The following is a 24,812-nucleotide window of genomic DNA, read 5'->3' as shown; positions in this document are numbered from 1 at the left end:
TGGCCGGGAACCCGCGCTCCGTTCAGCGAGACCGCGTCGGCGGTGGCGGGACGGTCTTCGCCAGGACGATGTCCGCCAGCCGGATCGTCGCGAGACCGCGTTTGGTCTCCACGGCGCATTCCGTGTCGTCACGGGACCGCAGATAGCCGAGCGCGTCGGTGAAGCCGCCTTCGATCCGGTACCGCACGACGACCCTCGTGCCGACCGGGACGTCCGGGAGGGTCATCGGTTCAGATGCGCGGTGAGCTCGTCGTCGCTCGGCTCGACCAGATGGGTTCCGTCCGGCCAGACGATGGTCGGGATCCGCCGTTCACCGTTCTGCAGTGCCCGCACGGTCTCCTCGGCACCGGCGTCCGCTTCGACGTCGATGTAGTCGTACTCGACACCCTTGGCATCCAGCAGGGCACGGCTGCGTTTCACGTCGGGGCACCAGCCGGCGCCGTACACGGTGAGGTCGCTCATGGCTCACAGCATGCCAGGTCGCCGTCCGGCGGCTTGTTCGGCGAGGGCGGAACGGTCGGCGAGCCCGGTCTACCGGCGACGTCCCTGCCGCTCCGGTGGTGGGTGCACGGCCAGACCCCGCGCGAACGGAAACGGACAAGCCCGCATGGCCGACTTAGCTGGGGCGTCACGTCGTTCATGCTGTCAGCCGGGCCGGATACGCCCATGGGGGCGGAACCCCCACATTCAGCGCACACACGAAGATGCCCTGAGAGTGACGACTCGCGGTGGGCAGTACGTTGTGAGGACGGCGGGAGAACCGGCCAAGGAGAGTGGATGGCTCTGACTGACGCGGTGGTGGAAACGCGGTTGCCGGCGAAAGACCTCGACCGGGCACGGCGCTGGTATGCGGAGAAGCTCGGTCTCGACCCCGTCGACGAACGCCCCGGCGGTCTGCGTTATCGATGCGGACCAACGGTGTTCTGCCTGTTCGCTTCCGGCGGCGCCTCCGATGGCTCCTTCACCCAGGTGACCTTCGTGGTCGACGACATCGAAGCCGAGGTCGCCGACCTGCGCGCTCGGGGTGTCGTATTCGAGGCCTACGACTTTCCGGGTTTCCGCACGGTGAACGGGATCGTCGACATCGACAACAACTATCCGAGTCGCGGGACAGGGGAACGCGGGGCGTTCTTCCGCGACAGCGAGGGCAACATGATCTCGCTCGGCCAGCCTGTCGGGGCACCGGAACCGGCGCGTCCGTGACGGCGTTCTGCCAGGATCGGCCGGGCCGGGGAACGCCCTTGATGCCCTCCGACGAGGCGGCGGGACAAGAGGATCCGGATGTCAGTGGGTCCGGTCCACGTAGTCCTTGAACTGCACGGTGACGGTGTGCCCGTTCGACGGCCAGTTGGCGATGGGCACCGTGCGCTTCTGCCCGCCCGTGCCCCGGACCACCTCGGTGACGCGGATGGTCCCTGCCGGTCGAGTGGCGAGGTAGGCGTCGACCCCGGTCAGGAACGGCAGTGCGTTGAACGGAGGCAGCGCCTTGCCCGGTGTGGAGGTCAGGTCGCAGCTGTCGTCGAAGGCGAACGCGGCGATGATCTGGCGTGCGCGGGGTGCGATCGCCGGGGCCAGTACGTCGACCCCGTCGAACTCCAGGCGGTCACTGTCGGCTTGGTCGGCCCACCACTCGCGGCCGCGCAGCACGGTGACGGCGGTGTGGGTGGGGCATCTGTCGACGTGGTCGCCGATACCGCCCGGCTGGGAAACCTGCAACCGGAGGAACCGGTCGCTACGCTCGAACGGTTCGAAATAGTAGTGATAGGTCTGCTCGCCTTCGCGCAAAAGAACCGCTTCGTAGTGCTTGTGCCCGTTGACCTTCAGCGGCCCGAACGAGCCGTCCGACGCGGTGCGCAGGTCGTGGAGGGGTACACCGCGGCGCAGGCCGGTCCGGTCGTCGACCTCCCACACCTGCAGGCGCCCGGCGATCCCGGTGTTCTGTGGGAAGTACACCGCGCGGCCCGCGATCTCGACCCGGCCGGGCGGTTCGGGCGTCACGTCGGCGGTGATCGGCGGCCGGTCCCGCAGGAACCGGTGCATGTGCACGAAGCTCTCGGCCGCCGTGGTGGTCTCGGTGTGCCCGAGGTGCGGCAGACGGACGTTGACCGCGCCACCGATATCGCCTGCGGGCTGCAAGCCGCCCCAGAGCGCGAGCGTGGGTACACCGCCGGGCAGGCCTGCGCTGGACCGGCCGTCGACATTGACGTATCTCCGTACCAGCGCCGCCCGTTCCGGGACGGCGAGGAACGCGTGCATCACCGTGGTGCCGCGGGAATGCGCGACCACGTCCACCGTGGACGAACCGGTGCGCGCCCGGACGTCCTTGATGAACGCGTCGAGGCCGGCGATGGCGTGGTCGTTGGTGAGAATGTTCGTGTCGTACTCGTAGGAGTGGAGCAGCTTGTCCGCGTAACCGTTGGCGGAAAAGCGTTTCGCGTTGGACTGCCACTGATGAGCCGAGCCCTGGTGGCCGTGGACGAAGATCACCGGCGTACTGCCGCCGACGGCGTCTTCGTGGTTCTGTTTCGCGTCGGCGGCCAGCAGGTAGCCGGCGCGGACGTTCCGCGCGTCCGCGATGGCGACGCGGCCGGTGTAGTGGTCGACGCTGGGGTAGAGCTTCGCCAGCGTTCGCTGGTCGAACGGAACGTGGGTGCCGAAGAGACGGCAGAAGGTCTCGCCGCTGTTGTCCCCGGTGTTCCGCGCGGTCGGCGCCGCGACCTGCGAAAGGCGGATACCGCCGACGGCCAGACCGAGGTCGTCACGCTTCTTGGTCACGCCGTCCGCCTCGAACTCCAGCGGCGGCGCTGTCGGCGGCGGCGTGCCGCGCTCGGCCCAGCGGCGCAAGTGCTCGTACGCGGCGGCGGTGAGGTGGTGCATCGGCACGCGGCTGAACGGTGGTTCGTCACAGGTGTACTGGGGTGCCGCACCGAGATCGCGTTCGGAGATCGGGGCGCGGTACACCTGCCCCTGATGCCCCGAATGCGCTCCACCCGCGACTTCCCACCGGCGAAATCGCGCGGTGTCGGGCGCACGGCTCGAATTCCGCACGTCGGTCTCGGACAGAATCTGGAACACGGGCTCCTTGCCGACGCGGGTCGGCGCGGTGCCGACCACGAAGGCGTAGCCGTCGAAGACCGGTGTCTGCCGCGGGAGGATCTTGTCGTAGAGCACGGTCATCCGGCCGGCCGACTGGGAAGCGCCGATGGCCAGCAGTGTGCGCGGCTTCAACCCGCCCATGACAGCGCCGGTTTCCACGGCTCGACCGGCCTGCGTGAAGATCTCGTAGGACAGCTCGTCGGCGAGGTGGCTGCCCGCACCGGTCACGTCGAGGCCGCCGTAGCGAGCCGGGCTCCACGTGCGGAGCTGGTCGACGCCGACCCGCTGGGCCGACACCCCGATCCACGCGTGCCCCGCGCGCAGGACCGAGTCCGCGTTCCACAACGCGTCGAGGTCGTATCCGGCGGTGACGTTCTGCCATTCGACCAGTGCCGTCCCGCTGAAATTCCTGGCCTGCGCGGGCCGCCGCACCACCACGCGCGTGGTGTACGGGACGTCGGTGCCCACCCGTGTGCCGTCGGCCGCCCAGCCGTCGGCCAGACCGGAGAGGTGGAACTCCTGCTCCACGTAACCCCGCGAGCCCAGATCGTCCGGGGTGGAGAAGAACGGGTAGGTGTCTTCGATGCGCTCGGCCTTCGGGTCGCCGGGCACATCGCCGGGCAGCGGGCCGGTGACGTGCGGCGTCCCCGGGGCGGGCGCGGCGGTGGCGGGAAGGGAAGTCGGGAGCAGCAGAAGAGCTGCCACTGCGAGCGATCCGGCACGACCCCATACGGAGATCGACATGAGGGCTCCTACACGGCGATGAGCAGGACCCAGCGAACGTAACGGGGCCGCGGCACCGGGTGCCAGCACGCGGCGCAAGCGTGAGACCGCTGTCTCAGCCGGGGTGCAGGACCGCCCGCGCCGCCCGTTCCACCAGTTCGGGATCGGGGGCCGAAGCGCCGAGCAGCTCCGCGTACACGGCGGATTCGATGATGCGCACGTAGAGATAGGCCGCCTGGTCGAGCGCGGTCACCGACCACGGCCGGCCGTCGTGCGCCTCGCGCAGGATCTCCCGCTGCACCGAAACCACCCTCCGGTGCACCACACCGGAGGTGGTGAACAGCACTCGTGCGGCGGTTTCCGGTTCACTGCGAAGGAAAGCCCGAAACGGCACGGCGGCGTGCAGTTGGCCGACGAACCACCGCGTGACCTCCAGGACGCCTTCGTCGCCCGCGTGTCTGCGCCGTCGTCTGGCCCGGTCCAGCAGGCGGTCGGTGAACCGCCACAGGACCTCGCCCAGCAGACCGTCCCGGCTGTGCGCCACCCGGTAGAGCGTGGCGCGGCTGACCGCCAGGCTCGCCGCCAGCCGGTCCATGTCGACCCCGCCGTGCTCCAGGAAGAACCGGCACCCACCGCGCACCACCTGCTCGTGGCTGACCACCCGGCCCGTCATCACCGCCGCCCTCCCGATTCCGCCGCCCCACGCATCGCGCACGACGTCTCTGGTGAGGCCATGTTCGCGCATCATGTCACCGTTGGCCGCCGTCCTCTGGCATCGACGCTGTGCGGATTCACCAGGGGATGACATCCTCGAGTGAGTCCGGGCCGCGGAAGACGCCGGTCGGGCCGTCCTCGGGGATTGTCGCGAGCAGTACCGATCGTCGAGCGCGGCCACTGGCTGGGCCATCCCGATCGCCGGCCCGACGGGCCGGTCGTGCACGACACCGCCGGAGTTCCAGTAGAAGTTGGTCGGGTGGCTGCTGCGGTTGTGGATCGAGCTGGCCGTGTCGTTGACGTTCACGCCGTTGCGTATTGCCGGCCTGGCACCTGTACGGGTCGCCCGCCTGCGCGGCCGAAGCCGACGGAGTCAGCACCGTGCCGGTGGCCAGTGCTGCCCCGGCGAGGACAACTTCGACGGCGGCCTCGCACAGTTCTCGCCTTGGCTGTCGCAAAGAGCGAGGGCAGCAGCACGTGTCCTTCAGACGCGATCCAGTCATATGTCCACCGTCCGCGTCCGAAGAGCCGGGATACTGGCCACCATGGCGGCTGCTCCTGGATACCTCCGCCTGAGGTTGTTCGCGTACCCGGTGTTCTTGGTCGGCATACTGTTGTTCCTGGCCGGATCTTCGGTGCTCTTCAGCGGCCACGAGGTCGATTGCGGAGGGCACGCCATGCAGCCGGGCGATGTGTGCGGTCCCAACGCGATGGGGATCGCCCTCGTGGCGGGCAGCATGGTGTGCGTCATCGCCGCCCAGGTCCTCAAGCACAGGGGTTAGCTTTCCGCGCGGACTCGGAGCGCTCGCCGCTCGTCCGCGGGTGTGTTGCCGTCTATGGCGTGCATGGTGGTGTGTAGTCGACGTCCGGGAAGTAGCGGTTCCATTCGGTTTCGGTGATCGGTGTGTTCACGTGTTCGCAGGCGCGGGCGCCGGCCCGTTCGAAGTCCGTGTCGAGCAGCCGGGTCGTGTTGTCCCAGCTGGCGGTGGCGAGCGTGCGGCCGTCGGGGCTGAAGGCGACCGCTTCGACCGCGTCGGTGTGGCTGGTGAGGGTCACCAGTTCGGCAGGGTGGTGGCGATCGGCGACGTTCCACAGCCGGACGGCGCGGTCGTCGCCGGCGGAGGCCAGGGTGAGGCCGTCGGGGCCGAAAGCCACCGCGTAGATGCCGTCGACGTGACCGGTCAGCATGGCCACCTGCGTCGGGCGGCGAGGGTCGGCGATGTCCCAGAGCCGTACGGTCTGGTCGTCGCCGGCGCAGGCCACGGTCCGGCCATCCGGGCTGACGGCGATCGCCAACACCATTTGGCTGTGGCCGGTGAGGGTGACCAGCGGCTCGGGTCTCCGCGGGTCGGCGACGTCCCACAACCGTACGCCGTTGTCATCACCACCAGCGATGAGTGTGTGTCCATCGACGCTGAACTTCGCGCTGTACAGGGCCTCCGTGTCACTGTCCACAGCGCTCAAAGCCAACGGCCGGGCCGGCTCCGCGACGTCCCACAGCCGAACTTGATGGTCCATGCTCGATGATGCCAGGACGCGGCCGTCGGGGCGGAAGGACACCGACTTGACCGCCTCGGTGTGACCGGTGAGGGTCGCGATCGCCTTCGGTCGCTGGACGTCGGTGACGTTCCACAGCCGTACTGTGCGGTCGAACGACGCGGAAGCCAGAGTGCGGCCGTCGGGGCTGAAGGCGGCGGAGTTGACCTCCGAACTGTGACCGGTCAACGTACTCACCACGGTGGGGTTCCGGGCGTCGGTGAGACTCCACAGCCGCAGGGTGCCGTCGTGATTCGCGGTGACCAGGGTGCGGCCATCCGGGCTGAACGCCACCGAAAGGATTTCGGTGGCGTGGGTGATCACCGCGAGTGGCAGGGTGCTGAGCAGGCTCTCGCGGGTATGGGGGGTGGGGGCCAGTCGGTGGGCGGCCAGACTGAGCTGGACGGCCAGGTCCGGATCGGACGGGTAAAGCATGATCGCCTCGTTCGCGACAACCTGGGCTTGAGCCGCGTTGCGTTGTGTGGTGGCGGTCTTCTGTGCCTGGACGGCGAGGGCCGTGGCGGCGACGGCCAGCAGCGACAGGACGCTGAGCAGGACGACCAGCTGCCGGAGCCGCCGTCCGTGCTTGATCTCGATGAAACGGCTGGCTTCCAGGAATCGCCACTCGCGTGGTGACAGCGCGGTCTCGTTCCGGTCCGCCCACTCCAGAGTGAGGGCCAGCCGCGTGCCCCGGTACAACGCGCTCGTGTCCTTCTCGAGCGCTTCCCATGCGTCCGTGGCGTTTGTCAGCTGGCGGTGCACCCTCAAGCCGTCGCGGTCTTCGGCGAGCCAGTCGCGCAGCCGTGGCCAGTGCAGGATGAGTGCTTCGTGCGCCACTTCGACGCTGTTCTGATCGACGGTCAACAGCCGGGCCCGGGCAAGCCGGTCAATGACGACGGCGGTGTCGTGGTCGTCGCCCAGCTCGCGCGGTGACACCCGCCGCCGGGTGTCCGCGGTGCCTTCGCCCGGAGCGGTCAGGCGCAGGAACAGGTTCCGCGCCGACGTGCGCTGATCCGGGGCCAGACCGGTATAGACCTCTTCGGCGGTACGGGAAACCGCCTGTCGGATGCCGCCCGTGCGGTCGTAACCTGCCAGGGTCAATGTCATCCCGCTGCGGTGCCGCCACGTCTCGAGTAGTGCGTGCGACAGCAGCGGTAGGACGCCCGCGTGTCCCGAGGCTTCAGCGACCAGCCTGGTCACCAGGGCCGTCTCGACCGTGCAGTTCGCCGCCGTGGCCGGGCGGGTGATGGCAGCCCGTAGTTCGTCGGCGCTCATCGCGCCGATCAGGACCTGGGCGTCACGTAGCGCGGCTATCAGCCGCGGATACTGTCCACAATGGCCGAAGAAGTCGGCGCGGACCCCGAGCACCACCCGGGTCCGGCTGGTTTCGATACCGGCCGCGGTCACCAGTGCGTCGACGAACCACTCGCGCTCGGTCGGGTCGACACACAGCGAGAAGACCTCTTCGAATTGGTCGACGATCAGCAGCAGTTCCGCCTCGTCGTCGAGACCGGCCATGGCTTGCCGGATCCGCAGATGCAGGTTCCACGAATGCTCGGCCAATTCTTGCCGCAGCGCCGGCACCGGCGTGCGGGTGAACGCCGCCAACCGCACCGCACACTCCTCGATCGGATGCGGCCCTGGCGTGAGCACCACGACTGGCCTGTCCGGGGTCTCTTCCCGGATCCAGGCCGCGAGTCCGGCGCGGAGCACCGAGGACTTGCCGACACCGGAAGCCCCGAAGACACCCATGAACCGGTGTTCCCGGAGGCGTTTGACCAGATCCGCGACCTCGGTCTCGCGACCGAAGAATCGGTCCGCGTCCTTGATGTCGAAAGGTGCGAGGCCGACGTACGGGGCGTGAGTTTCGTCCTCCGTGGACGCCGATGCGGACGACGCCGTCGCGAGCGCGTGCCACCGAGTCTCCCACTCTCCGCGGTCACCACCGCACGCGCCGACGAACGCCAGCGTCACCGCCAGGCTGGGCAGCTTCCGGCCCGCGGCGGCCTCCGATAGCGACGCTGCCGAGTAGTGGGCGCGGGCGCTCAGTTCACGATATGTCGGCTTACCAGCGGCCTCCCGCAGGTTCCGCAGATCCGCGGCGAACCGCGTCAAAGCCGGGTCCTCACCGTCGAGTGGACGTTCTGGCCTCGGCATGGTCCCCCTTCCCCCGGGCTGCATTGTTCAGACCCTGTTGATCAGCGTCCACGGATCGGCACTGAACAACCCGTTTGCCGTAAACCTCGTTGGGTCTTACCCGACTCGATCGAAAGGAGCCGCGACATGACTACGGGACGTGACTGGTAAAACGCGCACTGCAAAGAGGACGATCAGGAGAGACGCTGGCGGCCACCCGGCTCCGGGCCGTTTCGAGGTCGACGAAGCGGGGAAGCGGCATCGAGCAACCCCCGCACCTCCCGAGCGGCGGTAATCTATTGGGGGATAGGTCAAAGTTGGCGTCGCTTGGCGGGGGTGTGTGGGAATAGGGGCGATGAGTGTCCCTTTTTCCACGCACCTTCCCGGGATTTCGTGGTCACCGGGACTATCGTGCGTGACTGTGGGGATTTCGGGTCATCTAACGTCCCGAAATCCACACAGTAAGGGACACGGCCCGACAGGGCTGGTCAAAAACGCCACGTTTGCCTTACCCCTCGATGAGGCGCGCGTTTTCCGCATACTTTTCGGCAAAACTCGCCGTGAACGGCCAGGACGTCGTTGTCCTGGGTGCGGTACAGCGCATTGCCCGCCGGCATTACGGAATGCTCGCGGACGTGGTCTGGGCGTTCGGAGCTTTTCTTGTTGTTCGAGTTCGCGGCGCGGCTGAGCCGGATCACCCCGACCCCGGCAGTGCGCCGTTACGGCATTGCGGCTCAGCCCGCGCGGTAGACGCTCGGGCTCACGCCGCGGACTCGTTTGAATGCCGAACTGAAGGCGAAGCCGTCCGCGTAGCCGACCTGACTCGCCACCGACGCCACCGACGTACCCTGCCTGCGCAGCAGGTCGGCGGCCAGCGTCATCCGCCAGCCGGTCAAGTAAGCCAGGGGCGGCTCACCGACCAGCGCGGTAAATCGCCGGGCGAACGCCGCTCTGGACGCGCTGGCGACCTTGGCCAGGGTGTCCACCGTCCACGGACGGCCCGGCTCGGCGTGCATGGCCCGCAGCACCGGTCCGATCATCGGGTCGCCGAGCGCGGAGAACCACGCAGGCGGCTTGGTGTCCTCGTGTGCGAACCAAGCCCGGAGCGTGCACACGAGAAGAAGATCCAGCAGCCGGTCCAAGACGACCTGCTGCCCGGGTTCGAGCGAGCACACCTCGCTGACGAACAGCTTCAGTTCCAGGAACGGCACGGACTCGCCCGATACCACCAGCGCCGGGGGAAGCGCGTCCAGCAGCCGCTTGCCCACCTCGCCCGGCGCCCGATACGCGCCGACCACGAGCGTGGCGCCACCACCGGTGACCAGGGGGCCGGGGGCAGCGCTGTCCACCACGAATTTGCCGGACGGAGCGGCTGTGCACAGCTCACCCCGGCGCACGGTCGCGATGGGGTGACGGCCTGGTTCGTCGGCGACCACGAACGGCTCCGGCCCGCGGACCACGGCCATGGCGTTGGGGATGAGCCGCACCGGCTCGCCGTCGGCGGGCAGCACCCAGCCGGAGCCCTCCACCGCCGCGCAGAGGGTCAGCTCGGCCTCGTGCACATATCGCACTGACCAGGGCGGCGTGAGTACCGAGTGACCCAGTAGGGCGCCGTCGGCACGGACGCCGCGAACCAGGTCGGCGAAAGGATCCATGATGGCAGCGTAGACGAATGGACATGCAATTGAGCAGATCGATGATGTTTTGTCTCGCGCCTCACCGGTTGACTGGATTTCATGACAACAACGACCTTGGTTCTCGGCGGCACCGGCAAGACCGGCCGCCATGTGGTTTCCGGCCTGCGTGCCGCGGGGCACCGGGTACGATCCGCGTCCCGCTCCGGTGAGGTGCGCTTCGACTGGACCGACGAATCCACCTGGAATGCCGCGGTGACCGGCGCCGACGCGGTCTACCTGGTGTTGCCGGACGACGACGTCACCGGGGCCCGGCCGTTCATCCGATTCGCCGCCGAGCACGGTGTACGCCGTCTGGTCGCGCTGTCCGGACGGGGCATCGAGGAGTACGGGCTGCCGGAGCTGCTGGACGTGGAGCACGCGGTCCGTGAGTCCGGTGTGGACTGGACCATCCTGCGGCCGAGCTGGTTCAACCAGAACTTCGACCTCGGCCAGTTCCGCGACTACGTGCTCACCGGCGACCTGCGCGTGCCGACCGGCGGCGGGCGAGAGCCGTTCATCGACGCCACCGACATCGCCGCGGTCGCCGTGGCGGCGCTCACCGATCCCCGCCACACCGGGCAGACCTACGAGCTCACCGGCCCACGGTCGTTGAGCTTCGGTGACGCGGCGGCGGAGATCGCCAGAGCCTCCGGGCGGAAGGTGACGTTCACCGACATCACCGACGACGAGTTCCTCAAAGAGCAGGAAGCCGCCGGGGTCCCGGAGAGCTGGGCGAAACTGCTGGCGATGGTGTTCGGCAGGATCCGGCGCGGCGAGCACGAGCCGGTGAGCCCGGACGTCGCTACCGTGCTAGGCCGCGACCCGATGGACTTCGCCGACTACGCCACGGCCACCTGGGGCCGTAGCGCGGCCAGGTGACACCAGCCGGGGTGTGGTGAGTCGTAGAGCAGGAGGCACAGTGCGTGTGCGGCTCGGGTTCATCGGGTGTGTAGCGCCCAGGCGCGTCCGGCGCTGATCGGTACTTCGAGGGTAAGGCGAATGTGTCCCGTGGAGTTGGCGGGAGTGGGTAGCGGCCAGGGCGTAAAGGACTCAGGGGCCCGGCACCACCAGTGACAACGACGGCGCGGGCCTCGTGAGTGGCGATTCGGGTTAGAACCCGAATCGCCACTCACGACCAGCCCAGCCCACCCCACGTCGGAAGCCTCAAACCAGACCTACCCTCAATAACCGGTCTTCCGATGCAGTAGTCGGCACGGCTGCTCGCGTCACCACCGCTGACCCGCTTGCGGCAGGGCGGAGTTCGGGTCGATAGCCAGGGCGCGTAGCGGCCCTCGCACTGCGGCGACGATGTGCGAGGGCCGTTTCCGGTACCGGGGGTCAGCAGATCCGGATCGAGCTGTACGCGTCGTTGTGCGGGAACCATCCCCTCGTTCCCGGGTTGGACACGTACATCGCACCCTTGTAGTAGGCCTCGGTGTAGAAGCAGAACGAGTTCGCGGGGTTGTTGTTGAACCCGGAGCTGATCTGGTCGTTCATGCTGCCGTCCCCGAATTTGCTCAAGTCGGCGATCGCGTTGATGAGAACGATTCTGGGGCCGTCGCCGCCGGGCCAGGCATACGCGCACATGTAGTGCTGTGGGCACTCATAGGCTTCCTCCGCGGCCTGTGCCGACCCGGCGCCGGCCACCATCGTTCCCACGGCCGCGGCCGCCGCGGCGGCGAGCGAGGTCACTTTGCGGATCTTCGATGCCATTTGTCTCCCTTCGGGCGGTGCGGATCACCGCATCGGCATCGAGATCTACCGCAGAAGAGTTGTCCACTGCCGGGACCGGGAAGCCGATCAACAAACGTCGATCAACGGGTGCCCCCGAGCTCCTTTCACCCTGCACCTGCCTGTCATGACGTCGTCCCGGTCGAGACTGGACACATCGTGGTCAACGAGGTCAGGCGATCGCAGCTCTACGAAGTGGGTTCCCTCGAAGTACGCCGGGCTCTCGAATACGGCGCCATCAAAGGCGGGCGTCGGTGAGGGGGCGAAGGCGTGCGTTCGCCTCGGTGGGCATGCCGTCTGTGCGCTCGCAGAGGTAGTCAGCGTGCCGGGCCGAGCCACCGTCGCCCGTCCAGGTCGCCGCTTACCGGATCATCGAGGAGTCGCTGAGCAACGTGGCGCGGCACGCATCGGCGAACCGGGCCGAAGTCCGGCTCGCGGGCAACGGAGTGCGCGGAATGCGTGAACGGGCCGCGGACGGCGCCGAACTGCTCTCCCTCGCCCGCCGCTCGTCGTCGTACCGCTGTCGGAACGCCACGATCGATTCCAGGCTGGTGCCCGGGTCAGGGACCGGGAGCAGATCGCCGAGGTCGACCACCCCACACCACTGGAGACCGGCGTCGAAGCGGGGAGCGGTGGCCAGTCGGTGCGCGCTGAATCTGTCGGTGTGGGGCCGGAGGTCCGGGCGCAGACCCGAGATGTAGCGGGCCATCACCGACAGGACGAGGTGCTGAACTGTGGGGTACCCGCACCGCTGTGCTGTCGATGAGCTCGGCCACGCCGCGGTTTGCCAACGTTACCGCGAGACCGGTGCTGATCTTCGAGGTGAGCAGCATCGTCACCGCCATCGGGGCGTCAGAAGGGATCAGCAGGTCGTCCGGTGGGAGGTTGGGCAACGTTTGCTCTAGGACGTCCAGCACGGTTTCCGCCTCATTCCCCGGCAGCGGGGAACTCCACGGATCGTGCAGGTCACCGCTGCTCAAAAACGGGACGGGGCGGTAGAAGCTGGGCATCCGTTCCCGCACCATGGCCGGAACCGCGTCGATCGCCTCCTCGGAGGCAGTCTCGGGAACGATCGTGGACAACGAATCACTGTAAAGAAGAGCTCGCACCAGGACCGGCCGCGGCGCCTGGATGAACGGGTAGTACAGCATCCAGCCATAAGCCCTGCAGTGTAGGGAGGAACTCCCGCCTCACCCTCGGTCCGTCCGCGCCGACGTCGGATGCGTAGACGAGGACCGCGAGGTCCGCCGCTACGCCCGGCTGGGCAAGCAGGCCGAATTCCCGCGCAAAGTCTCAACCTCTTGTTCTGAACCGCGCGGCGATGCACAAACCTTTTCCTGACCGGCTACCCAGTCATCAAGCCATAATTGCGGTAAGTGGGGGCATGTCGGCTCCTTGCGGTGGCATCCGGCCGGGAGGAACCTGATGAAGATGTTGGACCGCGATCGCACTCCGCTACGGTTCGGCGTCCTGACCACGGTCACCGGTGGTCTCGCCCTCGCCGGGATTCTCGCGATGATCCGTGGCGATGTGTTGATCGCGAAGGTGCCCGCGTGGACTCTTCTGGTCGCGGGAGTTCTGGCCACGGCCCCACTGCTGTGGCGGGTGCCCTGGGCCAGTCGCGGACGTCGGGCATTCCTCGTGACGTCGGCCTTCAGGCAGAAGTACTGGCTGGCGGGCTTCGTGCAACGCCTGCACCGCACGCTGGACCGCGACCACATCGACCTGGTGCTGAAGGTGCCCGATCGGGACTACGACTCTGCCGCGCAGGCGCATCACCTGCGCAGGATCCTGGCCGCGCGCCACGGCTACATCGGTGGGGTCATCGTCGCGACCGAAGTAGACCGTCTCCGGCCGGATCTGATCGACTTCTGCTCCGAACTGACCTTGCCGGTGGTCTTCACCGACATCGAACCGTTCGACGACGAGGATCAATACCCGAGCAACGCCGCCTTCGTCGGCTACCTCAGTTCAGACCTCGGAACTCTCGCGGGCCGTTGGCTGGTGGCACACCTGCGCAAGGGCGACAGACAGCGGCCACACGTGCTGATCGTGGCCAGCGGGCAACATCAGGCCCGGCAAAGCCGGTGTGCGGCAGTCTTGCAGTCCGAGTTGCCCGGAGTTTCGATCGCCGTCGTAGATACCTGCGCCTTCAATCGCGCACGTGCCTACGATGCCGTGCTGTCGCACCTTCGCTCGCTCGACTCGCGGCACGGTCGCCTGGATGCCGTGTTCTGCACCAACGACGAGATGGCACTGGGCGTTGTCGACGCCCTCCGAGCGACTACTTCCCTTGCCACGACGGACACCGTGGTTATCGGCGTGGATGGAACCATCGAGGCACGGACCCTGATCGACGCTGGCACGAGCCCGCTGCGAGCCACCGTGGTCCAAGACTCCCACCGCCTTGCCGAGAGTGTCGTCGATGTCCTGCAGAAGCTGCACAAGCGCCGCAAGACAACGAAACGCACCATCCTGGACCCGGAGGTCTACGAAGCAGAACAGCCGTCACGGTCAGCGGAGTCGCTCAATACGTCGGCCAACCAGTGACGACAAGGTTGTCATAGCCGATTGTGAAGGTCGCGGCGGTGCGAAGGCACGGCACAAATCGCCGACGGTCCGACTCGCCCGTGTGTGGAACTGGGGTACCGGCGTGTCGTATCCGCGCGCCCCACTCCGGAGCGCTTCCTCCTCTGCTTCGATTTCGATGCCGGCCACAGGCGACAGCGCTTTGACCCGACAGCGAAACCGGCGGTGCGGTAACAGGATGCGGGCCGAAACCGACTGGGGGAATGGGACCGCGTCGATGAGGGGTGGCTGTGGATGGGGTCGACTGTCGGAAGTGTCGGCGGTTGGCTGGTCCAAGCGTTGCCCGATATCTCGAGCAATCTGATCGCGGCGGCCATCGGGGGTGTGCTGGTCTGGTTGGCGACGACTATGAGACGGCGCCTCAAGCTGATTCGCGCGCGGAGATTCTGGCGGGCGTTGGGTGGTCGTCACCCGTTCATCGTCTTGGGGGCTCATGACTTCGGCCACCAGCGGCGGTGGGCCCGGGCGGGGGTGGTGGGCATGGGTGATATCGGGGCGCTGGTGGAAATCGAGGCCCAGCTTCGCGGGCTGGGCTTCGCTGGCAGGATCGCGGAGTCGAAGCAGTTGTCGCCGCGTGAGCTGAGTTCGGACCTGGTCCTGATCGGTGGGCCGGTGGCCAATGCTGTGACGAGCACGATGCTCGCGAAGCTGCACGGAGTGACCTCCTACGCTTTCGCTGAAGACCTGGATCATGAGGCGGCTGTCGTGCGCGACCTGAGCACCGGCCACGTGTTGACTCCGCAGTACGACGAGTCGGGTTATCCGGTCAGTGACTATGCCTTGATCATCCGGAGTCCGAACCCGCTGGCTCCCGATACATCGGAGATCGTCGTCGTGGCGGGGTGCTGGGAACACGGCACCGCGGCTGCGGCGGAGAAGCTCGGAGACCGAAAGTTTCTCCGCAGGATGAAGAAGATGAAGCACTTCGAGGTACTCGTCGAGACTACGGTCGTCAACGGCGCCCACTACAATTCCAAGGTCGTCGAAACCCGGCGGATCTCGCCACGTTGACCGTCCCGCAGGGGAGACTCCGAGCAGGCCATACCGCCGTGGCGGTTGGTGAACTGGGGCACGGCGACCGCCGTCCCCGCGGTCGTTAGCCCGGAGCCGGCCGTTGCCGACAAAGCGACCATGTGGGCGTGGGCGTGAATCGAGCGCGCGAAGCGGGCACCGTCCAGACTCTTGATCAAAGAGAACAGGAGACCATCGGGCCAGTCCCGTCATGATCATGACGAACCGAGCCATCCGCCGCGCCCCAGCGAAGCACACCGCTGCCATGACCACGACGGTGTTTGCGGAGGCTAGTTGCGGTTGCCTTCTACGAGGAGTACCGCTTGGGGCGTCCGTTGGTAGAGCACGTAGCGTCCGTCTCTGACTTTACTGACGAGCCCTGCGCGATGTAGTGCTTTGAGGTGGTAGGAGACGGTGCCCGCGGTGTATCCGGTCCGGCGTGCGAGTTCCGCGGTCGATCGGGCGGTTTCGAGGTCCGCGAGCAAGGCCGCACGTGCGGAACCGACCACCTGCGCGATTGCGCCCGGCTTGTGGTCGCGGCCCGTGCCGATGCGGCGAGCGGGATAGTAGACGACCACCTCGCCGGGAACATCGACTTGAACGATGACGTCAGGCCAGCTGAGCACACCGGGCACGAGGACCAGCTCCCGGCCCGCGATGTCAAGCTCACCGTTCCACGGCTTGACAAGGGTGACCGCGTCACCGGTCCAACCGATATCGGGATGAAGTTCTCCCAACGCCCGGCCGACACCATGGCCCACAACGGACTTCGCACGATGCGAGATGTCCTGGTCGACGATCGAGCTGACTTCGGGCCAGCCGTCGGACAACGCGACTCGCCAGAACTGGGCCAGGCCGTTGGCCAAGCGCCGTTGCATCCGCCCGGACTCCGCCAGCCGACGGCTCGCGGTCGACAGCGGCCTGCTCCAGTGGGCTTGGGTGTAGGTGAACACCTGGCTTTCGAGATCCTCCTGTGTGGTTGCCTCGATCCGCGCGATTTGCTCCTCGATCAAGTCACCGCGCCGGGTATCCGCTCCAGGTTGCGGAGTAAGCAGGTCAGGCAGGTAAGTGTCACCGTCTTGGGGAAGCAGGTCGACGAGCAGGGCGACGTCTCGATGGGCGAGTGACGCGCGAGCAAGTGTCCCAGGATCCCCGAACACTGGATGCCTGCCCGAGGCGACGGTGAGTTTCAGCCATGCCATGGACTCCGATGCCGGTGATGGCGACCAACGCATCCTGGACACCGTCTCGAGATCGACCCGCAGCGTGAACACCCGGTCGACGATAGCAGTCCCCGCAGTGGATTTGAACTGGCTCAAATGCTTTTCACTTACAGGTTCACGCCTGATTAAATGCTCACGACACAAAAGAGGCGTTCAGGTGCGGCTTGAAAGCCTTTTCGATAGTCCCGCCGAGTCAAATCGGGACCTAATGTGTGCAGGACTCGTCGCCAAGCGGGCATGCGTACCAAACGGGGCCGTTTGGGCGATGTCGGCGTGCCGGGGGCAAATGCGACTTGCTCGTCAGGCGGAGCCGAGTTCTGTGCTATTCGAGTTAACTGGGCGGAAACGGTGCAACCCAGTGACCAAGCCGGCTTGCCGACCATATGGCTGAACCGGCCCCGCCTTATTTTTCCGAAGGGAAATCGAGTGAATTCTGCGCGAATCGCGGCACGCGGTGCCGTGCCCGGTGTACACCGAGGCGAACACGCTCGCTGGACACGCTCATGAAAGCGCGCTGGGCGGTTGCATCCGCGATTGTGTTGGGGGCCGGCCTGCTGTCCGTGTCGACGTCTTCAGCCACGCCGGTCACCGACGTGAGCACGGCGGCCATCGGGGATCAGAGAGCGAGCACCCATTCCCACGACCTGACCGGTGACGGGATCCCCGACCTGCTTTCCCGGCAACCAGGCGTGAACGGTGGCTCGTTGTGGGTGTACCCGGGCTCCGGAAAGCTGCAGGGGATGACCACCTTCACGGCCAGAACAGAGGTGAGGAGAGACTTCAACGGCTACAACTGGGTCGGGGTCGCCGAGATGACCGGTGAGACCGAGGAGTACGAGACCGTCTCCGCGCCACTGGCTGACCTCGTGGCCCGCCGGACCACGGACGGCGCGTTGTTCGTGTTCCCGCACAGCGGCAAGCTCAACGGTCTGAGCACCTTCGGTGACCCGGTGCAGATCGGTAGGGGCTGGAACAGTCAAGGGTGGATCACGCTCGCGGACGTGACGGCCGATGGCTTCGACGACGTGGTCACCATCGACGGCCAGGACATCAGGTGGGTCTACCCGCACAAGGGCACGTTCGACGGCCAAAGCACCCTCAAGACTCGGGTCAAGCTCGGTGTGGGCAGGTCGTTGTGGGAGCTGAGACCGAGCTGGAGCCGGGAGAACCCAGACTCGGCGGCCGCATCCGTGGCCACCGGCGACTTGTACGCCTGTCCGCACACCAACACCTTCGACGGCGAGGCCACCTACAACGGGAACTGCAAGACAGTCGCCCCTGTCAACACCTTCGCACAGCCGACGACCAACTGGATCTCGTTGATCGACGCTGACGGTGACGGCAACGAAGACGTGCTCAAACGCGAACCGGACGGGGATCTTCTCCTCTACCGGTTCAACGGCTGGAACAGCAATCCCATGTTGGCGGACCCGGTCCAGGTCGGCCGCGGCTGGAACAGCATGGATCTGATCACGTGAGGGCGACGATGAAGACACTGAAACTGACCGGTGTGCTCATCCTGGTCGCCACCCTCCTCGTCACCCCACAGGCCGTCACAGCCGCCGAACCCCAGCCTCAGCCGGTCCAACAGGCCGAGGCGACAACCACTGTGGAATCCCGCGTCGATGACGCGCTGAAGCCGGTCGACGACGTCACCTTCGACGAATGCATCGCGAACCACCAGGCGACCGAGACTTTCTGGTTCAAGAACAGATTCAACATTTGCCGAACCCAGCTGCTTGAACTCAAATACCAGAAGCTAGTAAACGGGTCGGTGGTGCATGTAGGGAGCAGTTTCTTCCGTGAGACGGTCATCGGCGTTGCCCAGGACAAGAGGAGTGAGATCAAGTTCGGTTACAGCCTGAAGTACATCCGGGGCGAGCGTGAGGAGCTCTTCGACAACCCGTTCTCGGTCGTACTTGAGTGCGGCAACGATGACCAGGAGCGTACGAGCACGTGCGACTATTTCCCGGTACCGGTGGACCGGTCCGTTGGCGCGTGGCGCGCGGCGGGCGGTGAGCCGATCTGGTGGACCGCCACCACGGCGACCACGACAGTGCCGAGCAACACGGACGATGACAAGAAGTGGCAGAACGAACTCCGCGGCTTCTTCTGGTTTGACTTCTACAGATCGCTCAGCAGCCCGATCCCGCCTCCGGGCACATCCCGCACTCCCAAGGGGAGGTTCCGTTGCGACTCCGCGACGTACGCGACCCGCGGCAGCCGATGCGTGTTCACCGGGGTAGTGCCCACGATGGTGTTCGAGCTCAATAGTCCTACCTACGGCGAGTCGTCGCAGTTGATCAAGGATGCGCAGGAGGACATCACGAAGACCGCACCTGGAAAAGACCCCACGCTGAAAGTTCCCGGGAAGTTCAAGGAATCAACGCTGTCGTACCTCTACTCCGGGTACGACGTCGAGAGAAAGAAGGACGGATCGAGACGCAAGGTACGGCGGGCCTGTGTGGACGCGTGGGGGGCGAAGTACACCGTCAAGGACGGTGTGAAGATGCAGTGTGACGAGTACCCTTTCGCGAGTACTTATCAGAACGCCGCGCTGGCGAAGGAGAAGCCGTTCACCTTTGGGGTGCGCCGTATCACGGCCAGCCACAACATCGCGGGCGGCAACCTGATCGGTGACTGGTACGGCCGCGAGCACATGCTCGACGGCGACCCGTTTTACGTCGTCGTCCGGTAGTGAACCTTCTGGTGCGGGGTGGTCTCGCCACCCCGCACCAGATTTCGCGCGATGTAGATGTGGCACGTCGGCGTAATCAATCATGAGCGCCTCGTCGCGGAGTGCAAGAGGTAAACCGGCTGGCCTGGCGACAACGAGTCGCTGGACGCCGAGGTCGTGAAGCAGCGGATCAAGTTCGGTGTAGCCGAAGAAGCTGGCGCGTGTCTTGTCCAGTACGACGTCGCCCTGCTGAGGCGTGCCTGCAGCGGTCCGGCTGGCGATCGGAGTCTGGTCGGCCGGGCGTCGCCTCGGCCTCACAGGGTCGTGTCGAGGGTCTTCCGTCGGCACCTGGTGACTCCGCTCGAGTCGGCTTCACCATCACAGCTCTGCCGCGGTCCAGGGCGCGCGATTAGCCAGACTAGGGCCTCTCGGCTGCTGACGTGCTCATCCAGGCGGGTGGTTCAGGTCTGATGGTGTCGTTGCCGGGGCTTCCGGTCACGACCGTACCGGTCTGGGTCACGCCGGGGCTGACGACAGTTGACGGCGGCGTGGGCCGTCAGCGGGACAGCTGCCCACAAAGTTGGGACCGCAAGGGTGCCGGTGAGGATGGCGACGACTCCCCGGCGGAATAAGGATCTGTGCGAACAGTGCGCCGCTGCGGGACCGAACTGTCGACGTTCGCCTCGTTCGCACGAAAACCTCGGTTCGTGATCTTGAACCGCGATCTTCATGGCTATGTCATTAACCGAGGTCTAGGGGTACGACAGGCAATTTACTCCGGCGGTCGCAGAAACCGATATGGCTGTACCTCGAATGGTCGTGCACCATCCGGGGCCGACACGAGACCGTGTCGTCCACGCTCGGCCGAGTTCGGCGCAACGGATCCGCACACTGCGACCCCGACCTCACCTCCGAGGGAGGCCGGTGGATGTGCCGGATTGGCGAGAGGGCCGAACGAGTTCCGTCGGTTTGTCTTCGATCCGAGGCTGGCGTGCGGCGAAAGTGTTGTATGCGGCGGATGGGAGGGCGTCTCACGGCGGATATGGTCGGCGGCTGCGGTCGGCTGCGGTCGCTGGCATTCGTGGTCTTGATCGCGTATGGGTGACTGGCCACGGTTGCGCTTGCAAATTCCGGTGAAGGAGCGAAGGGTCTGGCACGTCGAGGGTGCCGGTTTGGCCCGATCCTCTTTCGAACACGGCATCGGGCAGTGACCCCGGACTTTCGGTCATCGCACACCTCGCAGGTCCGTGGCATCAGTCCCGGATCCCTTTTATCCCTTGGAAGGTTGATCATGAGATCGACAGCACGTGTCAGTACGGCAGGCCGGGTCGGCCGGGTTCTGATCGGTGTGGGCACCGCCGCGGGCTTCGCTCTCGCGGTTCCCTCGCAGGCGTGGGCGCTCCCGCCAGGGTGCACCCAGAGTGGCGCCAACTTCACTTGCACCGCGGGGATTCCCGCCGGCCAGGTGCTGGACGGCACCACGGGGAACAACATCATCACCATCACCGGCGGCGCGGTGAACGGCACCGTGAACGGTCTTGCCGGGAACGACACGATCAGGGTGACCGGCGTCACCGGTTTACTGGGAGCCAATGGCCCTCCGGGAGCGGCCGGTAACGCGGGTACGCCCGCGGGCACCGCGGGTGGCGACGGCGGAGCGGGAACCGTCGGCGGTGCCGGTGTGGGGACGACCGGGGTCATCAACGCCGGTGACGGCACGGACAGCGTCACCGTCCTCGGTGGTGCGGGAGGCAACGGCGGGAACGGCGGCCAGGGCGGGATCGGCTTCGCCAGCGGCGCCGGTGGCGCCGGAGGTAGTGGCGGGGTCGGCGGGATCGGAGGCGCCGGTAATGCCGGGAACGTCACCGGTGGTGCCGGTAGCGACACTGTTGTCCTCACCGCGGGCAGGGGCGGCAACGGCGGTCTTGGTGGCCTCGGTGGCAACGGCGGTGGTGTCGCCGGTGGTGCGGGTGCCGGGGGTATCGGTGGCGCGGGTGCGGCCGGTGGTGTCGGGAATTCGGGAGCCTATAACGATGATCTCGTCGATGTCGGGCTCGACAACGTGACTGTCAACGGTGGTGCCGGAGGTACCGGCGCGGCCGGTGGCGTCGCTGGCTGCGGCCATGGTGGCGGAGCCGGTGGCGTCGGCGGTGCCGGTGGTGCCGGTGGCGTCGGAAACTCCGGGACTGTCAACGGTGGTGCCGGTGTCGACACGCTGAAGGCCAACGGAGGGCTCGGCGGTAACGGTGGCGTCGGTGGCAAGGGCGGCAACGGCTCCGCTTCCGTCCAGCCGGGCGGAGCGGGCGGTGTCGGCGGCGCGGGTGGTGCCGGTGGGATCGGGAACTCCGGCACGCTCACCGGCGGAACCGGTATCGACAACATCACCGCGGCAGGCGGCAAGGGTGGCAACGGTGCCGGCGGCGGTAACGGCGGTACCGGTTGTAGTGGCCCCGGCGGTCCTGGTGGCCTCGGCGGTGCCGCGGGCGCCGGCGGTCTCGGGAACTCTGGAACCATCAACGACGGGGCGGACACCATCGCCACCCCGTCCGGCGCGAGTGGTCTCGCGGGCGGCAACGGCGTCGCCGGAATCAACAACGGCGGCGTCTGCACCTGCTGACCAGTGAGCTCAACGGCGGCGACATCACCGGCAACACCGGTGATGTCGCCGCCGACGAACCTGCCCCGCTGTTGTTCCCACACGATCCCTCCTCCCGCCCAACTTATGACGCTTCGTGTAACGAAAATCCTCGGCGAGTGGGCCCGGCTGGTGGTCGGGTCCGGTATCCGGAGTCAGTTTTAGGGGCGGCCGCGGTCGAGCCGGTGCTGGTCCCTCACTGCAGTCAGGTGTGTCCGATCTTCGAAGATGCCGGTATTTGTCGCCTGTCGGAGCCCGTCGGAGTTCAACCCACTGGTGACGCTGCGCTTGGTGATGGCACGTTCTCCGGTGGCGCCGAACTCGGTGGGCGGTTCTCCCTGCGTGCAGAACCGTTCGATCAGGTAGTCGCTGACGCGGCTGAGCCCGTACAGCTTCATGATCCGCCACAACTGCTCGTCGTCTCCAGAGTAGCCGCCGGCAGGTATCCGCTCACGTTTCCGCAGCGGCTCCTACTCGGCCAGATGCTCGGCTGCGGTCAGCCGCTGACCGCTCAGGTACGCCCGACGCCCGGCGACGCCGTCATCGTGATCAAGCAACCCTTCGTACAGCTGACGAAAAGAGCCCCAATCGAGTTCCACGGCGCGATCATGACCTAGCCAGGCCAACATCTGCAACGACGTTCCGTGGCCAACGGGAACGCACTCTCATGCCGCGATCAGAGTGATAGTCGGAAAGTGAGTAGCCTTCCCGGGTGGAATTCGTGGTTGCCGATGATGACGTGTGGCTCTCCGCGTTCGGCGTTCTCCCGCAGACCGAAGAGGCATCAGGCGACGAATGGGTGCGAGAGGTGCGGCTGCCCGTATCCGTGACCGAGGAGCTCCATGTCTCCTGGGACGTGCTTCAGCACAGCGTCCGCGTTCGGTACACACGGGCGGCAGCCCTGATTGTCGATGTCTAACGTGAACAAGCGACCCTTCTCACGGTCGACGACCGCAAGACCGGCCAGGCCGTCGTGGTGGAGTACTACGCGGAAGGTTGCCGTGGCCAGACATTGGTGCGGACTCAACCGACTCTCGACCTAACGGATACGTTCCTGCGGACGTGACTGTCCGCTCATGCCGCAGACGGTGCGGTGTGCCTAGTGCGGCTTTAGACCTGGTCTCAAAACTCGGCGTGTCGCTAGGTGAACCAACGGCCCGCCCCTGGCTCCGCACCGCCCGTCTGTGGGCCCGGCCCGACGGACCGGAGGTCTGTCAGGGAGACTGGGGGCCAGTGCCCGCCCTCTCGACCTGGAGCTTTTGATGCCGCAAGGGACTGTCCGTTGGTTCGACGCCGAACGGGGTTTCGGCTTCCTCGCGCCCGAGGACGGCTCGCCGGACGTGTTCGTGCACGCCTCCGAGATCGTCGGGGACGGCGGCGCGAAAGTGCTCCGCGAGGGTCAGGCCGTCGTGTTCGAGGTCGGCGAGAACGACCGCGGGCCCCAGGCGCTGCGCGTTCGCGTCACCGCTGATGCGGCCGCCGGCAGCGCCGTGGGCCTGCTCGGCACCGTCAACTGGTACGAGCCGGGCAAGGGGTACGGCTTTGCGTCGCCGGACGGCGGCGGCGCCGACATCTTCGTGCACAGCTCCGCCATCGTGACCGGCGGCGTGGTCACCGAGGGACAGCGGGTGGCCTTCCTGATCGTCGAAGGCGAGCGCGGCCCGCAGGCCGAGCACGTGATCCCGCTGGGAGCAGGGGCCGGCTCGCCCGCTGCGGCTGGTATCGCGGACGGTGCCGACGGCACGGTGGCCTGGTACGACGAGGACAAGGGCTTCGGCTTCATCAACCCCGACTCCGGCGCCGGGGACGTCTTCGTTCACGCTCGGGCCCTGGCCGAGGGGCTGACGTGGCTCGCGGAGGGCGACCGCGTCGCCTACGAGGTGGCTAGTGGAGACAAGGGCCCGCAGGCCCGCGACGTGCACCTGGTCCGGGGCACCGAGCCCCAGACGGCGCCGCAGCGGTCGGCACCTGCCGCGGCCGCAGGGCCGGCGGCGCGGGACATGCCCGTACGAGGCGGCGAGGGCGTCGTCGCGCGCTACGACGACGACCGCGGCTTCGGCTTCATCACCCCGGACGCAGGCGGCGACGATCTCTTCGCCCACGTGTCCGTGATCATGGGGTCGGAGCCGCTGCAGAAGGGTGACCGGGTCCGGTACACGGTGCGTCAGAGCGACCGGGGCCCGCAGGCCGACCGCATCGAACGCCTCTGAAGAGGCGGCCCCACCGACGGCTGATCACCTCCCGACGAGAGTGCTCGTTCATCCCCGTCGATGGTGCCGTCAGCAACACGGCCGCAGCCTCCTCCAGGAGATCGATCTCCCTCATGGCGACGGGGGCCCCGTACCGACCCGAGGACCTGCTCCGCGCTCGGAAGCGCGACCCGGTACGGCTCGGCGAGGATGCCGTAGCGCTGCATCAAGTTCGGAGTGCGTTGTAGCTGGGGCACCGAGGGTCCGCTGGTCGGGTCGACAGCGATGCCCATTCGGGCGGCGGTGTCCGGGGTGAGGCGCAGGTGGCGGACGGCGAGGTCGCCGAGTGCGGCCCGGTCCTGTCTGAAGTCTCTCGCGGCTCGGTGCAGGGCGCGCTGGAAGGCGGCGACGGCATCAGGATGGTTCTCGGTCCAGGTGGTGGTGGCGACGTAGACCGAGGTGGGGTGGATGATGCTGGTGTCGCCGAGGTCAGCGAGTGCGATGAAGCCGTGTGCGCAGATGGCGTCGGTGAGCTACGAGTCCCGCAGCACCACGGCATCGACGTCCCGGTTCGCGAGCCGCGTCGCCGTGTGCTCGGACATATCCATGAGTACCCATTGGACCTGGTCACTGGCGACAGCGGCCCGGTCACCGCCGCGTCGGCCAGCCTCCTGGCGGCGTCGAGCCAGCGCGGTTCGTCGGTGGCTCGCCAGAGTTCGACGAAACCCCGACGCCAGCCCTTGGTTGTAAGTCCACACCGTCTGGCCGTTGTTACGGCAGTCGCGGGTCAGACCGTCGTTCACGAGTCCGGCGGAGTTGATCATCCCACTGGCCAGGTACCAGTCCGCGGCGGTCCGGGCCCGCTGCAGCCACACG

The 24,812-nt window shown here is 67.0% G+C and carries 22 protein-coding genes; 10 read left to right on the top strand and 12 right to left on the bottom strand.

Annotated features, from left to right (window positions below):
- Positions 1-22: 22 nt before the first annotated feature.
- Positions 23-226 carry a putative acetyltransferase gene (locus ACZ54P_RS13960; RefSeq protein WP_465461900.1) on the bottom strand — a complete coding sequence of 68 codons (204 nt, stop codon included), beginning with the start codon at positions 224-226 and terminating at the stop codon, positions 23-25.
- Entirely contained in the window at positions 223-462 is a 240-nt protein-coding gene (locus tag ACZ54P_RS13955; RefSeq protein WP_465461899.1) for a glutaredoxin family protein, read from the bottom strand. The genes ACZ54P_RS13960 and ACZ54P_RS13955 overlap by 4 nt, the downstream gene beginning before the upstream one ends.
- A gap of 315 nt (positions 463-777) precedes the next feature.
- Here ACZ54P_RS13955 and ACZ54P_RS13950 point away from each other — a divergent pair, with 315 nt between their 5' ends.
- A complete protein-coding gene (locus ACZ54P_RS13950; protein ID WP_465461898.1) occupies positions 778-1,203 on the top strand; it encodes a VOC family protein in 426 nt (141 codons plus the stop codon).
- Positions 1,204-1,284: 81 nt separating this feature from the next.
- On the opposite strand, the gene ACZ54P_RS13945 is transcribed toward ACZ54P_RS13950, so the two are convergent.
- Together ACZ54P_RS13945 and ACZ54P_RS13940 are read right to left on the bottom strand one after the other, a co-directional pair.
- Positions 1,285-3,840 (bottom strand): alpha/beta hydrolase domain-containing protein, encoded by a 2,556-nt coding sequence (locus ACZ54P_RS13945; protein WP_465461897.1) that lies wholly within the window; start codon positions 3,838-3,840, stop codon positions 1,285-1,287.
- Positions 3,841-3,934: 94 nt separating this feature from the next.
- A complete protein-coding gene (locus tag ACZ54P_RS13940) occupies positions 3,935-4,564 on the bottom strand; it encodes a QsdR family transcriptional regulator (RefSeq protein ID WP_465461896.1) in 630 nt (209 codons plus the stop codon).
- A 514-nt stretch (positions 4,565-5,078) separates the two neighbouring features.
- On the opposite strand from ACZ54P_RS13940, the gene ACZ54P_RS13935 reads away from it, so the two are divergent.
- A complete protein-coding gene (locus tag ACZ54P_RS13935; RefSeq protein WP_465461895.1) occupies positions 5,079-5,315 on the top strand; it encodes a hypothetical protein in 237 nt (78 codons plus the stop codon).
- A 52-nt stretch (positions 5,316-5,367) separates the two neighbouring features.
- On the opposite strand, the gene ACZ54P_RS13930 is transcribed toward ACZ54P_RS13935, so the two are convergent.
- Both ACZ54P_RS13930 and ACZ54P_RS13925 read right to left on the bottom strand, forming a co-directional pair.
- The gene (locus ACZ54P_RS13930; RefSeq protein ID WP_465461894.1) at positions 5,368-8,226 is read right to left on the bottom strand and encodes an NACHT and WD repeat domain-containing protein; all 2,859 of its coding nucleotides are present in this window, start codon (positions 8,224-8,226) and stop codon (positions 5,368-5,370) included.
- Positions 8,227-8,939: 713 nt separating this feature from the next.
- Positions 8,940-9,860 carry an AraC family transcriptional regulator gene (locus tag ACZ54P_RS13925; protein ID WP_465461893.1) on the bottom strand — a complete coding sequence of 307 codons (921 nt, stop codon included), beginning with the start codon at positions 9,858-9,860 and terminating at the stop codon, positions 8,940-8,942.
- A gap of 81 nt (positions 9,861-9,941) precedes the next feature.
- Between ACZ54P_RS13925 and ACZ54P_RS13920 the strand changes: the two genes are divergently transcribed.
- On the top strand, positions 9,942-10,760 hold the full coding sequence (locus ACZ54P_RS13920) for an NAD(P)H-binding protein (RefSeq protein WP_465461892.1): 819 nt from the start codon (positions 9,942-9,944) through the stop codon (positions 10,758-10,760).
- A gap of 459 nt (positions 10,761-11,219) precedes the next feature.
- Here the strand turns inward: ACZ54P_RS13920 and ACZ54P_RS13915 are convergent, their stop codons facing one another.
- Together ACZ54P_RS13915 and ACZ54P_RS13910 are read right to left on the bottom strand one after the other, a co-directional pair.
- Positions 11,220-11,594 carry a peptidase inhibitor family I36 protein gene (locus ACZ54P_RS13915; protein ID WP_465461891.1) on the bottom strand — a complete coding sequence of 125 codons (375 nt, stop codon included), beginning with the start codon at positions 11,592-11,594 and terminating at the stop codon, positions 11,220-11,222.
- Between the two features lie 379 nt (positions 11,595-11,973).
- The gene (locus tag ACZ54P_RS13910; RefSeq protein ID WP_465461890.1) at positions 11,974-12,321 is read right to left on the bottom strand and encodes a hypothetical protein; all 348 of its coding nucleotides are present in this window, start codon (positions 12,319-12,321) and stop codon (positions 11,974-11,976) included.
- A gap of 716 nt (positions 12,322-13,037) precedes the next feature.
- Between ACZ54P_RS13910 and ACZ54P_RS13905 the strand changes: the two genes are divergently transcribed.
- Positions 13,038-14,162, top strand: a complete 1,125-nt coding sequence (locus ACZ54P_RS13905; RefSeq protein WP_465461889.1) for a sugar ABC transporter substrate-binding protein — start codon at positions 13,038-13,040, stop codon at positions 14,160-14,162.
- A gap of 273 nt (positions 14,163-14,435) precedes the next feature.
- Entirely contained in the window at positions 14,436-15,212 is a 777-nt protein-coding gene (locus ACZ54P_RS13900) for a hypothetical protein (RefSeq protein ID WP_465461888.1), read from the top strand.
- 290 nt (positions 15,213-15,502) lie between these two features.
- Here the strand turns inward: ACZ54P_RS13900 and ACZ54P_RS13895 are convergent, their stop codons facing one another.
- Positions 15,503-16,486: a helix-turn-helix domain-containing protein gene (locus ACZ54P_RS13895; RefSeq protein ID WP_465461887.1), complete on the bottom strand. Its 984-nt coding sequence runs from the start codon at positions 16,484-16,486 to the stop codon at positions 15,503-15,505.
- 509 nt (positions 16,487-16,995) lie between these two features.
- Between ACZ54P_RS13895 and ACZ54P_RS13890 the strand changes: the two genes are divergently transcribed.
- The 3 genes from ACZ54P_RS13890 (at position 16,996) to ACZ54P_RS13880 (ending at position 21,729) form a co-directional block, all read left to right on the top strand.
- The gene (locus ACZ54P_RS13890; RefSeq protein WP_465461886.1) at positions 16,996-17,913 is read left to right on the top strand and encodes a hypothetical protein; all 918 of its coding nucleotides are present in this window, start codon (positions 16,996-16,998) and stop codon (positions 17,911-17,913) included.
- Positions 17,910-19,133 (top strand): NucA/NucB deoxyribonuclease domain-containing protein, encoded by a 1,224-nt coding sequence (locus ACZ54P_RS13885; RefSeq protein WP_465461885.1) that lies wholly within the window; start codon positions 17,910-17,912, stop codon positions 19,131-19,133. Before ACZ54P_RS13890 ends, ACZ54P_RS13885 begins: the two co-directional genes overlap by 4 nt.
- 1,270 nt (positions 19,134-20,403) lie before the next feature.
- The gene (locus ACZ54P_RS13880; protein WP_465461884.1) at positions 20,404-21,729 is read left to right on the top strand and encodes a hypothetical protein; all 1,326 of its coding nucleotides are present in this window, start codon (positions 20,404-20,406) and stop codon (positions 21,727-21,729) included.
- 179 nt (positions 21,730-21,908) lie between these two features.
- Here the strand turns inward: ACZ54P_RS13880 and ACZ54P_RS13875 are convergent, their stop codons facing one another.
- Both ACZ54P_RS13875 and ACZ54P_RS13870 read right to left on the bottom strand, forming a co-directional pair.
- Positions 21,909-22,145 (bottom strand): hypothetical protein, encoded by a 237-nt coding sequence (locus tag ACZ54P_RS13875; protein WP_465461883.1) that lies wholly within the window; start codon positions 22,143-22,145, stop codon positions 21,909-21,911.
- Between the two features lie 72 nt (positions 22,146-22,217).
- Complete coding sequence (locus ACZ54P_RS13870) at positions 22,218-22,346, bottom strand: hypothetical protein (protein ID WP_465461882.1); 129 nt, start codon at positions 22,344-22,346, stop codon at positions 22,218-22,220.
- Between the two features lie 113 nt (positions 22,347-22,459).
- Here ACZ54P_RS13870 and ACZ54P_RS13865 point away from each other — a divergent pair, with 113 nt between their 5' ends.
- Both ACZ54P_RS13865 and ACZ54P_RS13860 read left to right on the top strand, forming a co-directional pair.
- Positions 22,460-22,666, top strand: a complete 207-nt coding sequence (locus ACZ54P_RS13865) for a hypothetical protein (RefSeq protein WP_465461881.1) — start codon at positions 22,460-22,462, stop codon at positions 22,664-22,666.
- A 343-nt stretch (positions 22,667-23,009) separates the two neighbouring features.
- Entirely contained in the window at positions 23,010-23,957 is a 948-nt protein-coding gene (locus tag ACZ54P_RS13860) for a cold-shock protein (protein ID WP_465461880.1), read from the top strand.
- 512 nt (positions 23,958-24,469) lie between these two features.
- Here the strand turns inward: ACZ54P_RS13860 and ACZ54P_RS13855 are convergent.
- Positions 24,470-24,811, bottom strand: a complete 342-nt coding sequence (locus ACZ54P_RS13855; RefSeq protein ID WP_465461879.1) for a hypothetical protein — start codon at positions 24,809-24,811, stop codon at positions 24,470-24,472.
- Position 24,812 lies beyond the last annotated feature (1 nt).

The sequence above is a fragment of the Amycolatopsis sp. NPDC034160 genome (assembly GCF_055575355.1).
Note: the sequence above shows the minus strand (reverse complement) of the source record. Positions and strands in the feature narration are given on the sequence as shown.

Bases quoted from the DNA above. Each gene is read 5' to 3' on its own strand.
- ACZ54P_RS13960 (WP_465461900.1), bottom strand. From the start codon at position 226: ATGACCCTCCCGGACGTCCCGGTCGGCACGAGGGTCGTCGTGCGGTAC.
- ACZ54P_RS13955 (WP_465461899.1), bottom strand. From the start codon at position 462: ATGAGCGACCTCACCGTGTACGGCGCCGGCTGGTGCCCCGACGTGAAA.
- ACZ54P_RS13950 (WP_465461898.1), top strand. From the start codon at position 778: ATGGCTCTGACTGACGCGGTGGTGGAAACGCGGTTGCCGGCGAAAGAC.
- ACZ54P_RS13945 (WP_465461897.1), bottom strand. From the start codon at position 3,840: ATGTCGATCTCCGTATGGGGTCGTGCCGGATCGCTCGCAGTGGCAGCT.
- ACZ54P_RS13940 (WP_465461896.1), bottom strand. From the start codon at position 4,564: ATGCGCGAACATGGCCTCACCAGAGACGTCGTGCGCGATGCGTGGGGC.
- ACZ54P_RS13935 (WP_465461895.1), top strand. From the start codon at position 5,079: ATGGCGGCTGCTCCTGGATACCTCCGCCTGAGGTTGTTCGCGTACCCG.
- ACZ54P_RS13930 (WP_465461894.1), bottom strand. From the start codon at position 8,226: ATGCCGAGGCCAGAACGTCCACTCGACGGTGAGGACCCGGCTTTGACG.
- ACZ54P_RS13925 (WP_465461893.1), bottom strand. From the start codon at position 9,860: ATGGATCCTTTCGCCGACCTGGTTCGCGGCGTCCGTGCCGACGGCGCC.
- ACZ54P_RS13920 (WP_465461892.1), top strand. From the start codon at position 9,942: ATGACAACAACGACCTTGGTTCTCGGCGGCACCGGCAAGACCGGCCGC.
- ACZ54P_RS13915 (WP_465461891.1), bottom strand. From the start codon at position 11,594: ATGGCATCGAAGATCCGCAAAGTGACCTCGCTCGCCGCCGCGGCGGCC.
- ACZ54P_RS13910 (WP_465461890.1), bottom strand. From the start codon at position 12,321: ATGGCCCGCTACATCTCGGGTCTGCGCCCGGACCTCCGGCCCCACACC.
- ACZ54P_RS13905 (WP_465461889.1), top strand. From the start codon at position 13,038: ATGAAGATGTTGGACCGCGATCGCACTCCGCTACGGTTCGGCGTCCTG.
- ACZ54P_RS13900 (WP_465461888.1), top strand. From the start codon at position 14,436: ATGGGGTCGACTGTCGGAAGTGTCGGCGGTTGGCTGGTCCAAGCGTTG.
- ACZ54P_RS13880 (WP_465461884.1), top strand. From the start codon at position 20,404: ATGAGATCGACAGCACGTGTCAGTACGGCAGGCCGGGTCGGCCGGGTT.
- ACZ54P_RS13875 (WP_465461883.1), bottom strand. From the start codon at position 22,145: ATGAAGCTGTACGGGCTCAGCCGCGTCAGCGACTACCTGATCGAACGG.
- ACZ54P_RS13860 (WP_465461880.1), top strand. From the start codon at position 23,010: ATGCCGCAAGGGACTGTCCGTTGGTTCGACGCCGAACGGGGTTTCGGC.